Below are 12,516 nucleotides of genomic sequence, written 5' to 3'. Positions count from 1 at the left end.
GATCAGGCCTTGTTTCATGTCGTCCTTTAAGCGCGCGCTACTCGATGAGGCGCCGCCACCAGCCGCGCTTCTTGGGCTGGTTGGGGTCATCCTCGACCGAGGCGGCAACGGCTTCCCCGCTATCCTTGACCTCGATCACCGTGACCGAACGCTCCGCCAAGGCCAAATCCTGGGCGGGAGCTGCGACCGGTGCCGGCGGGACCGCAGGCGCTGGTGCAGCCGGCGCCGCGACGATGGCCGGTGCTGTCTCGGCAAGCCGGGGCTCGGCCGGCGTCTCGCGATCGCGGCGCGGGCGGCGGGGACGGCGCGGCCGTTCCGCTGTCGCATCGCCAGCCTCGCTGGTGTCAGCCGCGGCACCTTCCTGGGTGTTGCCGGATTCCTCCGCGCGCCATTGCGGTGGCAGAGCTGCGGCATCACCCGGGACATATGGCTGCTCGCCAAAGCCCGGCGCGTCGTTGCCTGACGCATCGGCAGCTAGACCTTCATTGCCCTGACCTTCATTGCCCTGGCCGTCATTCGCCTGGCCGTCATTCACCTGGCCATCCTGCGCTGCACCGTCCTGCGGGCGGCGAGAGCGGCGACGGCCGCCACGACGACCACGGCGGCGGCGGCGGCGTGCTTCCCCGTCACCGGCGGCGTTGGCGTCGTCCGTGGCTTCGTCACCGTCGGCCTGATCCTCGCCCTCTTCGGATTCGTCATCGTCCTCGGCATCGTCCGCTTCCGCCGGACGGCGGGCTTGGGCGTCGCCGTCGGCCTCGCCTTCGCTGGGGGCCGCTTCCGCCTGGTCGGTGAATTCATCGGCCTGGAATTTGCCGCCGCGGCCACGCCGGCGACGACGCCGGCGACGGCCCTGGCGCTCGGCGCCATCTTCGGCCGCAGCTTCCTCGCCCTCGGCTTCCCCGGCATCGCTTTCGGCTTCGGCAACGGCTTCGACTTCATCCGTCTCCTCGACGTAGTTGTCGTCCTCGCTCTCGTCGAAATCGATTTCGATCGGCTGCGCCTCGGGCGCCGGCGGCAGTTCTTCGCCCGGCGCCAGCATCTTGATGCGTTCCAGGCGATAATCCGGCGGCGTCAGTTCGTCATCGGCATTGAGATAGATGCGCACGCCGCGCCGCAGCTCGAGCTGGGCCAGGGCGTGGCGCTTCTGGTTGAGGATGTAGAGCGCCACGGATGACGGCACGAAGACCGACACGCCGGCACTGGCATTGCGCGTGATTTCCTCCTCGACCATGCGCAGCACATGAAGTGCCGTCGAATCCACCGAACGCATGCGCCCGGTGCCGTGGCAATGCGGGCAGAGTTCGGTCGAGGCTTCCTGGAGGCTGGCATGCAGGCGCTGGCGCGACATCTCCAGCAGGCCGAAGGACGAAATACGGCCGATCTGGATGCGCGCGCGGTCGTTCCTCAGCGCGTCCTTCATGCGACGTTCGACGGCGGCGTTATTGCGCCCCTCGTCCATGTCGATGAAGTCGATGACGATGAGGCCGGCAAGGTCGCGCAGGCGCAACTGGCGCGCCACCTCTTCGGCGGCCTCCAGATTGGTGCGCAGCGCCGTTTCCTCGATATTGCGCTCGCGTGTCGAGCGGCCCGAGTTCACGTCGACGGCGACCAGCGCTTCGGTCTGGTTGATGACGATGTAGCCGCCCGACCGCAGGTTGACGACCGGGTGATGGATCGCCGCGATCTGGCTTTCGATCTGGTACCGCTGGAACAGCGGCACCGACGGGTCGCGATAGAACTGCACGCGCTTGGCATGGCCCGGGGCCAGCATGCGCATGAAGGAACGGGCCGATTTGAAGGCCTCGCCGCCCGCCACCACGATATCGCCGATGTCGCGGGTGTAGAGGTCACGGATCGAGCGCTTGATGAGGCTTGCTTCTTCGTAGATGAGCGAAGGCGCCGAGGACCGCAGCGTGTTCTCGCGGATCTCGTCCCACAGGCGCAGCAGGTATTCGAAGTCGCGCTTGATCTCGCTGCGCTGGCGTTCCATGCCGGCGGTGCGGACGATGACCGCCATCCCTTCCGGCGGATCCAGTTCATCGACGATCGACTTCAGTCGCTTGCGGTCGGAAACCGAGGTGATGCGGCGCGAAATGCCGCCACCGCGATCGGTGTTGGGCATCAGCACGCAATAACGCCCGGCCAGCGACATGTAGGTGGTGAGCGCCGCACCCTTGTTGCCGCGCTCTTCCTTGGTGACCTGCACCAACAGAATCTGGCGGCGCTTGATGACTTCCTGGATCTTGTAGCGACGCAGGTGACGCTGCCGGCGGCGGCGATCGGAATCGTCGTCTTCCTCGTCCTCCTCCTCGGCGTCGTCGCCGTGGCTCGCTTCTTCGCCGCCCACGGTGTCGATGACCTCGGGCGGCTGAACAACCTCGACAATATCGCCCTGCGGCGCGGCCGGCACCTCGGCATCAAGGACATCGCCATGACTGGCGTCGGCGTCGGTGCCCTCGGCCACTGCGGCGGCCGGGAAGTCACTCACCTCAGCAAAGGAAGCTTGGGCAAAGGAAGCTTGGGTAAAGGATTCTGGCTGAGTTGTTTCGGCCGGTTGGGCCACCGGCTCGCTGCGCAGGCTGTCATGGCCGGCGGAAAGCGGCATGACCTGCGTGGTGCCGGAACGGTCGTCATCCGCAGCAACATTGGCGCCGCTGTCGGCGCCCAAGGTCTCGGCCGCTGCCACCCCGGCGTGCGACTCTTCGGCATGGTCATGATCGTCGTGGTCATGATCGAGATCGTCGTGATCATGGTCGATATCGTCGTGATCATGCGCGTGATCGTCGTGATGATCCTGGTCGTGGCCCAGATCATGCTCATGCTCATGCTCATGCTCATGCTCATGCTCATGCTCTGGCTCGCCGGCAGTCCCCGCTGGGGCGCCATCTTCGCCGGCATGGCCTTGGGCAGCCCCAGAGCGTGCCCGGTCGCGGCGGCGGCCGCCACGGTCACGGCGACCACGCCCACGGCGCTGTTCTTCTTCTTCCGCCTCCTCGATATCCTCGCGCATCAAGGCTTCGCGATCGGCGACCGGGATGCGGTAGTAATCGGGATGGATTTCGCTGAACGCCAGGAAACCGTGGCGATTGCCGCCATATTCAACAAAGGCGGCCTGCAGGGACGGTTCGACCCTGGTTACCTTGGCGAGATAGATGTTGCCTTTGAGCGGGTGCCGGCTGGCGACTTCGACGTCGAACTCTTCAAGCCTGCGGCCATCCACCACCGCAACGCGGGTTTCTTCCGGGTGGGTGGCGTCGATCAGCATAATTTTGGTCATAGATGCATAGCTCCGTGACGCGCCCAGCGTCGATCGCTCTCACAGCGGTCGGCGGCGCGAAAAGGGTTGTTGAATGGCAGGGTGGCGTCATGTCAACCTGTTGGTTTTGCTACAGAACAAGCCTCGGCTCCGGTCCGTCTCAGGTCGGGAGCGACCTTGTCCTGCGTAAGCGGTGCCTGGTTCTCGTCCGGCCCCGGAAATCCAATATTCAGGGCTGTTGGCGGGCGATAGCCAAGTTCACGACCAACCGTCGATTCGATCCCCAGTCGGCCAATTTGGGCGATTTGGAGCGATCCGAACGGTCGCGGAACGTCACCATACTGGCCGTCGACCAGCAACACAACTGCAATTGCCCGCTTCCTGGGCGATCTTTGTCGGCCGTCCCGTTCCTGACGCGGCGGATGCCCAATTTTCAGGCAAATTCAATATCTTGTTGCTTTTCAGCTAGTTGCGGCACTATATTGCGAGAGATTCACGCGACGAACCGGCAACATGCGGAAGAGCCACATTTTTAATGCGCCGCAGCGCTTCAGCTTGAAATTTGTCGGGCTGGTTTTGGCTGCGCTTGTGCTGGCCGCGATTCTGCCGGTGGGGCCGGGTGCCTGGGCCAAACCCGCTGTCACCGACGCCAAGCTGGGTGTGGAGCCGGACCTCACCCGGGTCGTCCTCGACCTCAGCGCCGCCACCGGTTTCAAGGTCTTTGCCCTGGCCGACCCGCAGCGCGTCGTCATCGACCTTGATGAGGTGGACTGGCAGATACCGGCCGGGCGCAAGCTGCAGGGGCGGGGTCTGGTTGCCGCCATGCGCTATGGCCTGTTCAAGGTCGGCACCTCCCGCATCGTGCTCGATTTGGCCGCTCCGGCGACCGTTTCCCAGGTCGCCCTGGTGGACAAGACCGAAAAGCTGCCCCGTCGCCTGCTCATCGATTTGAAGCCCAGCGACGACGCCAGCTTCCGCGGCCAGATCAAGCGCACCCTCTTTGCCAGCGACGGTTCGACCGTGCCTGCGCCTGATGCCATGAATGTGGCGGCGGCGAAGCAACCGGCGATCGTGCAGGAAGGCCCGGTCGAAAGCGGCAATGCACCCAGCGCCGATCCCGACCCGATGGCGGTCCAGGTGGCTGCCAAAAGCAGCGACGAGATCGTCATCCCCAAGGCCGAGCCCAATGACGCCGCCATCCTGGTGCCGACGCTCAAGCCCGGCGATCAGGCGCTGAAGAAGAACGTCAAGCGCAAGCCACTCATCATCATCGATCCAGGCCATGGCGGCATCGATCCTGGCGCCATCGGCAATGGCACGATGGAAAAGACCATCACCCTGGCTGTCGCCAAGGCGCTGAAGAAGGAATTGCTGGCGACCGGCCGTTTCCGGGTCGAACTGACCCGCGACAAGGACGTCTATATCCCGTTGCGCGACCGTTTCAAGCTGGCGCGCGACGATGCGGCCGAGCTGTTCATCTCGCTCCATGCCGACAGCCACGCCAATTCGAAGACGCGCGGCGCCTCGGTCTATACCCTCTCCGAGAACGCCTCCGATTCCGAAGCCGAGGCGCTGGCGGCCAAGGAAAACAAGTCGGATGTGATCGCCGGTGTCGACCTCACCAATGAAAGCAAGCTGGTGACCGGCATTCTCATCGACCTGGCCCAGCGCGAGACCACCAATCTCTCGGCGCGTTTTGCCAAGATGCTGGTGAAGTCGCTGAAAAAAGACACCCTTATGCTGGAGCAGAGCCACCGCTTTGCCGGCTTTGCCGTGTTGAAGGCCCCGGATGTGCCGTCGGTGCTTCTGGAGATGGGCTATATCTCGTCCAATGAGGACCAGCGGCTCTTGACCAACAAGACCCACCAGAAAGGCCTCGCTAAGGCCATTTCGCGCGCAATCCAGGCGTTCTTCGACTGGCAGGACAGCATCAAACGGACCTGATTCCAGCCGCTTCGCTTTCAAGCTATTGCCAGGCAAGGGTTAATTGAAATCTGCGGAGCGCCCGCCCGGACCTTGATCCGGATCGGGACAGCCTGCGCCCAAAGGTCGTAAAATTGCCTTGATCTTGCGGCATGCCTGCCTTACCCGAAGCGGCTTACCAGGGCCGTGGAATTCGCAAACCCGCCAGACCTCGTGACGAAAAGCCGATTATGAACCGATTGACGCGTCTCCTATCCTTCTTCGTCGGCATCTTCATGGTGCTGGCCACCATCGGCGCCATCGGTGCCTGGCTGGTTTACGAACACTACTCGCAAGGCCTGCCGGACTATTACCAGCTGGCTGCCTATGACCCGCCCGTTACGACCCGCGTCTATGCCGGTGACGGCCGGCTGCTGGCGGAATACGCGGTCGAGAACCGCGTTTTCGTGCCGATCAAGGTCATCCCAAAGCGCGTGATCAACGCCTTCCTCGCCGCCGAGGACAAGTCGTTCTACAGCCATGCCGGCATCGACATCCCGGGCCTCATCAACGCCATCCTGGTCAATCTGAAGAATTACGGCTCGGACAAGCGGCCGGTCGGCGCCTCGACCATCACGCAGCAGGTGACCAAGAACTTCCTGCTCACCAACGAGCGCTCGATCGACCGCAAGATCAAGGAAGCGATCCTGGCCCTGCGTATCGAAAAGGCGTTCTCAAAGGACCGCATCCTCGAGCTCTATCTCAACCAGATCTATCTGGGGCAGGGGAATTACGGCGTCGCTGCCGCCGCCCTCAATTATTTCAACAAGTCGCTCGACGAACTCAGTGTCGCGGAAGCCGCCTACCTTGCGGCGCTGCCCAAGGCGCCCAACAATTATTCGATGACCAAGTTTCCGGATGCCGCCAAGGAGCGGCGCGACTGGGTCATTTCGCGCATGCTGGAAGACGGCCACATCACCGACCAGGAAGCGCAAGAGGCGACAGCCACCCCGCTGCAACAGCGCGCGCGCAGCACCGGCGAGCGCTTCGAGGCCGATTATTTTGCCGAGGAAGTACGCCGCGAACTGGTGCAGCGCTTCGGCGAGGACGGGCTCTATAAAAAGGGTCTCACCGTCAAGGCAACCGTCGATGCCAATCTGCAGGAGATCGCCGACAAGGTGCTGCACAAGCACCTCGTCGCCTATGACCGCACGCAGGGCTATCGCGGGCCGCTCGGTCACAGCGACAGCCTGGATGATTGGCCAAAGACGCTCGCCAAGCTCGGCAACGTGCCCTGGCTCTATGACTGGAAGCCGGCGATGGTGCTGGCCCTTGAAAAGGGCGAGGCGAAGATCGGCTTCATCGACGGCAGCCAGGGATTGGTAAAGCTCGAGGATCTCGCCTGGGCACGCCGCCGCTCGCCCGAAGGCAAGGTCGGCCCGGCGGTGAAGAGTGTTGCCGACGTCTTCAAGGTGGGCGACGTCGTGGCGGTCGAGGCCAAGGTCTCGGACAAGGACAAGGCGGATGACGTCGAAGACCTCGACACCACCACGGGCAAAGGGAAGCAGCAGAAGGAAGAAGGCCTCGCGGTCTATCTGCTGCGCCAGGTGCCGGAGATTTCCGGCGCGCTCATCGCCATGGACCCGCATACCGGCCGCGTTCTCGCCATGACCGGCGGCTGGTCCTACAAGCAGAGCGAATTCAACCGTGCGACGCAAGCGATGCGTCAGCCGGGCTCATCGTTCAAGCCGATCGTCTATCTCGCGGCCCTTGAAGCCGGCTATACGCCCTCGACCATCATCCTCGATGCGCCGATCGCCATCGACCAGGGCCCGGGCCTGCCGCTGTGGCAGCCGGAGAATTTCGAGAAGAACTTCCTGGGGCCGGCCACCATGCGGCAAGGCTTGCAGCATTCCAGGAACCTGATGACCATCCGCATGGCGCAGACCATCGGCATGGCCAAGGTTGCGGAAGTGGCCGAGCGTCTGGGCGTCGTCGACAAGCTGCAGCAGACGCTGGCCATGTCGCTGGGCGCGCAGGAGACCACGGCACTCAGGATGGTCGGCGCCTATGCCGAGATCGTCAATGGCGGCAAGAAGGTGGTCCCCACCTTCATCGACCGCGTGCAGGATGCGCAGGGCTGGACCATCTATCGCCATGACGAGCGCAAATGCGAGGGCTGCCAGCTCAGCACTTATGATGGCTCGCCGCCGCCCGAACTGCCGGACGACCGCGCGCAGGTGCTTGATCCCGCCAACGCCTATCAGATGGTCTCGATGATGGAAGGTGTCGTGCAGCGCGGCACGGCCTCGGCGGTGAAGGCCGTCGGCAAGCCATTGGCCGGCAAGACCGGCACCACCAATGACGGCCGCGATGTCTGGTTCATCGGCTTCTCGCCCGATCTGGTGGCGGGTGTCTATCTCGGCTTCGACCAGCCGCGCTCATTGGGGGCCAAGGCCACCGGTGGCCGCCTGTCGGCGCCGATCTTCCGCGACTTCATGATCGAGGCCTTGAAGGACAAGCCGGCAACACCCTTCCGCGTGCCGCCCGGCGTGCGCCTGGTGAAGGTCAATGAGAAGACCGGCGAGCGCTGGGTCGCCGGCGACGAAGGCCTCGCCATCTGGGAAGCCTTCAAGCCAGGGACCGAACCCACGGGCCAGCAGCAGATCATCGAAGGCTATGCCAATTACGGCCAGGATGCGGGCTATGGCTCGGTCATTCCGACCGGTCCCTTTGGCAATCCTTACGGTGACCAGGGCGTCTATAACGACAGCGGCACGACGATCATCGATTCGACCGGCGTCTATCAGGGTGGCCAGCAGCAACAGCAGCCGGCCTATGGCCAGCAGCCGGCTTACGGGCAGCAGCCGGTCTATGGCCAGCAGCCGCAGCCCGATTACCAGCAGCAGCCGCAATATCAGCAGCAGCAGCCGATGGTGATTCAGCCCGGCCAACCGGTTCCCGTGAACCCGGTGCCGGGCGCGGTGCCAAATCAACAGGTGCCGGCCCAGCCGCAATATCCGGTCCAGCAACAGCAGGCGCCGGTCCTGGTACCGCCGCCCGCCAGCTCGGGTGGCGATTCCGGCCTCTACTGAGCCAATTCGCAGGCGGCAGCGATCTGGTCGGCTATTGTCCCTCACCCGGCAGAGGTCGGCCGCACGCTGCGGCCTGCCTTCTTTCTCGAGTGATCACAGCGTCTTGGCCGCCAAAGGTTGACGTCCCAGTCACCCTGCGGCATGTTCCGGCCCCGAACGCTCTATCCGGTAATTTGAGGCACGAACATGCGCGCTGAGATCGAGGCGGCGGCGGGGGAGATTCGCTCTTCCCTGGCCCTGCTGAGGAGGCATCTTTGACTGGGACAACGCCCTGCGTCGTCTCGACGAACTGAACGCCCTCTCCGAAGACCCGACCCTCTGGGACAAGCCCGAAAAGGCGCAGAAGGTGATGCGCGAACGCACCCATCTGCAAAGCTCGCTCGACGGCTACAAATCGCTGGAGCGCGAGCTTGACGACGCGCTCACTCTGGCCGAACTGGGCGAGATCGAGGGCGACAACGCCTCGATCGACGAGGCCGAAAAGCTGATCAAGGAATTGAAGGCGAAGGCCGCACAGCGCGAGCTGGAAAGCCTGCTTTCGGGCGAGGCCGACCAGAACGACTGCTATCTCGAAGTCCATGCCGGTGCCGGCGGGACCGAGGCGCAGGACTGGGCGCAGATCCTGTTGCGCATGTATACGCGCTGGGCCGAACAGCATGGCTACAAGGTCGAATGGCTGGAAGAGAGTGCCGGCGAAGAAGCGGGCCTCAAATCCGCCACCATCGAGATCAAGGGGCCCAATGCCTATGGCTGGCTGAAATCGGAAAGCGGCGTCCATCGCTTGGTGCGCATCTCGCCCTTCGATTCCAACGCGCGGCGCCACACCTCGTTCAGCTCGATCTGGGTCTATCCGGTGATCGATGACAATATCGAGATCGAAATCCTCGATAAGGACCTGCGCGTCGATACCTTCCGTGCCTCCGGCGCCGGTGGCCAGCATATCAACAAGACCGACAGCGCCATCCGCATCACGCACGAGCCGACGGGCATCGTCGTCTCGTGCCAGGCCGATCGTTCGCAGCATCGCAACCGCGCCATGGCGATGGATATGTTGAAGGCCCGCCTTTACGAGCGCGAACTGCGCATCCGCGAGGAGAAGGCGCAGGCGATTGCCGATTCCAAGACCGATATCGGCTGGGGCCACCAGATCCGCTCCTACGTGCTGCAGCCCTATCAGATGATCAAGGACCTGCGCACGGGCGCCGAAACCAGCGACAGCCAGGGCGTGCTCGACGGCGATATCGACCTGTTCCTCTCTGCCTCACTCGCCGCCAAGATCCATGGCGGCGAAGCGGAGAACGCGTGAGCGACCACCCGCGCGTCATCGGCGTATCGCTGGCGCGCGGGCACCACTTCTCCAAGCAGCCGGCGCTTGAAATCCGGCTGCTCACCGGTCTCGGTGTTGCTGGCGACGCGCATATGGGCGAGACGGTCAAGCACCGAAGCCGCGTCGCCAAGGATCCGACGCAGCCCAATCTGCGCCAGGTTCATCTCATCCAGAGCGAGCTTTTCGACGAACTGGCCGCACGCGGTTTCAACGTGCAGCCAGGCGACATGGGCGAGAACATCGCCACGCGCGGCATCGATCTGTTGCGCCTGCCCGAAGCAGCGCGCCTTGAGATCGGGGGAGAGGCAATCGTCGAGATCACAGGCCTGCGCAATCCATGCGTCCAGATCGACCGCTTCCAGCAAGGCCTGATGCAGGCCGTTCTCGACCGGGACGCCGATGGCGCTCTTATCCGCAAGGCCGGCGTCATGGCGGTCGTCATTCGGGGCGGCGATATAAGGGTCGGCGATCCCATCCGCATGCGCCTGCCAGAAGGTCCGGCGCGCCCCTTGAAGCCGGTCTAGCACCGACCCGAGCGGCCGCAATTTTTGCCAAGTCCGCCGTTGTGATTTGCCCGATGCTGTCCGGCCCATTAGGCTTCTCGGGCCCATTAGGCTTTGGATCATCATGCTTGCGACCAAACTGACGCAAACCCCGCATCTGTCGGCCACCCTCTATCGCTGCGAAGCGGGGCCGGGGGCGAAGCCTTACGCGGAAGCGCATGATTCCTATTCCTTCGCTTTCGTGCGCAAAGGCAGCTTCGGCTACATCAATCGCGGTCGCCATTTCGACATGGTGCCGGGCGCGTTCCTGATCGGCCGTCCGGGCGAGGAATATACCTGCACCCACGATCACCATGACGGCGGCGACGAGTGCCTGTGCTTCAAGCTGGCCCCGGCGTTGGTCGAGGAAGCCGGTGGTGCCAGTCAATATGGCGGCTGGCAACATGGCGCCCTGGCCCCCAGGGCCGATTTCATGGTGCTGGGGGAACTTGCCGATGCAACCGCTGCCGGCAAGACCGATCTGGCGCTGGAGGAAGTGGGCCTTGCCATCCTCGGGAAAATGGCGGCGGCCGGGCGCGATGACGGCCATGGCTGCGAGCGCATCCGGGCGCAGGACCGCAAGCGCATCGTCGATGCGGCGCATTGGATCGATGCGCGGGCACATGAGGACATCGACTTGGCCACGGCGGGGCGCGAGAGCGGACTTTCCGCCTTTCATTTCCTGCGGCTCTTTGCCCGGATCGTCGGCGCGACGCCGCATCAGTATCTCATTCGTGCGCGCCTCCGGCGCGCGGCGCGGCTGCTTGCCGAAAGCGACCAGCCGATCACCGACATCGCCTATGATATCGGCTTTGGCGATCTTTCCAACTTCGTGCGCACCTTCGGCCGGGCCGCCGGCCTCTCCCCCCGCGAATTCCGCCGCCGCGCGCATGCGGCCGGCACCGGCCAGCGCAAGATCCTCCAAGATCGAGTCCGCACCGCCGGCTAAAGCATGCCTCCCGATTCAACTGGAGGCATTCAATGTTCGATCATCTGGGTTTGCATGTGAAAGACGTGGCGGCGAGCGTCGCCTTCTATAAGGCGGTGATGGCGCCGCTCGGCGCCAAGGTCTGCTCGCAGGATGAAAATGGCGCCGGTCTCGGCCCCGATGGCAATGCGGTGCTGTGGCTCTATGCGCATAAGGGTGCCAAGGGGCCTGGCAGCCACATTGCGTTCACGGCGCCCGATCGCAAGGCGGTCGAGAAGTTCCATGCCGCGGGCTTGAAGGCCGGTGGCAAGGACAATGGCGGGGCGGGCCTCCGCGCCGATTACAGCCCCACCTATTTCGCGGCCTTTCTGATCGATCCCGACGGCAACAATGTCGAGGCCGTCTATATGGGCGCTTGACGGCTGCTGCCGCTCCGGCAGGATGGTTTGCAGTCCGATCCTGCCGGAGGTCTTTTCCCAAGATGCCCATTACCAAAGGCTATCAACAGCTGCTCGCGGAAGCCAATGCCGCCATAAAGGCGGTGGAGCCTGTGGCGGCCATTGCCGATCTGGGTGGGGAAGACGTCGTCTTTGTCGATCTGCGTGACCCGCGGGAACTGGAGCGCGAGGGCAAGATCCCTGGTGCCTTTCACTGCCCGCGCGGCATGCTGGAATTCTGGATCGATCCCGAGAGCCCCTATCACAAGCCGATCTTTGCGGAGAAGAAGCGCTTCGTTTTCTATTGCGCCAGCGGCTGGCGCTCGGCGCTGGCCACTAAGACCGCGCAGGAGATGGGCCTCGCCCCCGTTGCGCATCTGAAAGGCGGCTTCACCGCGTGGAAGAATGCCGCGGGGCCGGTCGAAACCGTGCCAGCGCGCTAGATTCCTGCCGCAGCGCGCGCGAAGACGCGCAGGTCGTTTTCCTTGTAGCGCACGCCGGCAATCTCGCCATAGCCGCACTTTTCGGCCACCCGCACCGAGGGGACGTTGGCCGGGTTGATGATGCAGATCGTGCGCGCGCCGCCAAAGTGACCATCGGCCCAGCGGGTCATCGCCTGCACGGCTTCGGTCGCAAGCCCCTGGCCGTGATAGGCAGCGCCCAGAGCCCACCCGATCTCGCGCGTGGCATCCTGGGCCGTGACACAGGCGGGCCAGGTGATGTCGCGGCGGAAGTCGCAGATCCCACCCTCGCCGATGAAACGACCGCTGGCCTTCTCCTCGATCGCCCAGAAGCCATAGCCCAGCAATTTCCAATGCCCGACATAGCGCAGCAAGCGGGTCCAGACTTCTTCCGATGTGAAGGGGCGTCCGAGGAAACGGAAAACCGCCTCGTCGCTCCAGATTTCGGCAGCGGTGGCGAAATCCGCTTCCATGTGGCCACGCAGCTTCAGGCGGGCAGTTTCCAGCACAGGTATTTGGGCCATGGGGCTGATCGAGACTCGTCGTTTGGCATTTGGTTGCCCTTATC

At 63.9% G+C, this 12,516-nt stretch carries 9 protein-coding genes; 7 read left to right on the top strand and 2 right to left on the bottom strand.

Features of this window, described 5'->3' with window-relative positions; all coding sequences use genetic code 11:
* Positions 1-37: 37 nt before the first annotated feature.
* Entirely contained in the window at positions 38-3,277 is a 3,240-nt protein-coding gene (locus tag SMD31_RS04475; RefSeq protein ID WP_320499525.1) for an Rne/Rng family ribonuclease, read from the bottom strand.
* Between the two features lie 492 nt (positions 3,278-3,769).
* On the opposite strand from SMD31_RS04475, the gene SMD31_RS04470 reads away from it, so the two are divergent.
* The 7 genes from SMD31_RS04470 to SMD31_RS04440 all read left to right on the top strand — a co-directional run bounded on the left by SMD31_RS04470 (position 3,770) and on the right by SMD31_RS04440 (position 11,930).
* Positions 3,770-5,200: an N-acetylmuramoyl-L-alanine amidase gene (locus SMD31_RS04470; protein WP_320499524.1), complete on the top strand. Its 1,431-nt coding sequence runs from the start codon at positions 3,770-3,772 to the stop codon at positions 5,198-5,200.
* A gap of 209 nt (positions 5,201-5,409) precedes the next feature.
* On the top strand, positions 5,410-8,253 hold the full coding sequence (locus tag SMD31_RS04465) for a penicillin-binding protein 1A (RefSeq protein ID WP_320499523.1): 2,844 nt from the start codon (positions 5,410-5,412) through the stop codon (positions 8,251-8,253).
* Positions 8,254-8,439: 186 nt separating this feature from the next.
* A protein-coding gene (prfB, locus tag SMD31_RS04460; RefSeq protein ID WP_320499522.1) for a peptide chain release factor 2 occupies positions 8,440-9,559 on the top strand; the annotation gives its coding sequence in 2 pieces (ribosomal slippage) (positions 8,440-8,508 and positions 8,510-9,559; 1,119 coding nt in all).
* Positions 9,556-10,104, top strand: coding sequence for an MOSC domain-containing protein (locus tag SMD31_RS04455; RefSeq protein ID WP_320499521.1), 549 nt, complete (start codon positions 9,556-9,558; stop codon positions 10,102-10,104). The genes prfB and SMD31_RS04455 overlap by 4 nt, the downstream gene beginning before the upstream one ends.
* Before the next feature lie 103 nt (positions 10,105-10,207).
* Positions 10,208-11,071: a helix-turn-helix domain-containing protein gene (locus SMD31_RS04450; protein ID WP_320499520.1), complete on the top strand. Its 864-nt coding sequence runs from the start codon at positions 10,208-10,210 to the stop codon at positions 11,069-11,071.
* Between the two features lie 32 nt (positions 11,072-11,103).
* Positions 11,104-11,469 (top strand): VOC family protein, encoded by a 366-nt coding sequence (locus SMD31_RS04445; RefSeq protein WP_320499519.1) that lies wholly within the window; start codon positions 11,104-11,106, stop codon positions 11,467-11,469.
* Between the two features lie 62 nt (positions 11,470-11,531).
* Positions 11,532-11,930, top strand: coding sequence for a rhodanese-like domain-containing protein (locus SMD31_RS04440; RefSeq protein ID WP_320499518.1), 399 nt, complete (start codon positions 11,532-11,534; stop codon positions 11,928-11,930).
* Here the strand turns inward: SMD31_RS04440 and SMD31_RS04435 are convergent.
* Entirely contained in the window at positions 11,927-12,472 is a 546-nt protein-coding gene (locus SMD31_RS04435) for a GNAT family N-acetyltransferase (protein WP_320499517.1), read from the bottom strand. The genes SMD31_RS04440 and SMD31_RS04435 overlap by 4 nt on opposite strands.
* Positions 12,473-12,516: the final 44 nt, after the last annotated feature.

The organism is Dongia rigui, assembly GCF_034044635.1.
GTDB classification, from domain to species: domain Bacteria; phylum Pseudomonadota; class Alphaproteobacteria; order Dongiales; family Dongiaceae; genus Dongia; species Dongia rigui.
This window is presented reverse-complemented; position numbering and strand designations above follow the sequence as displayed.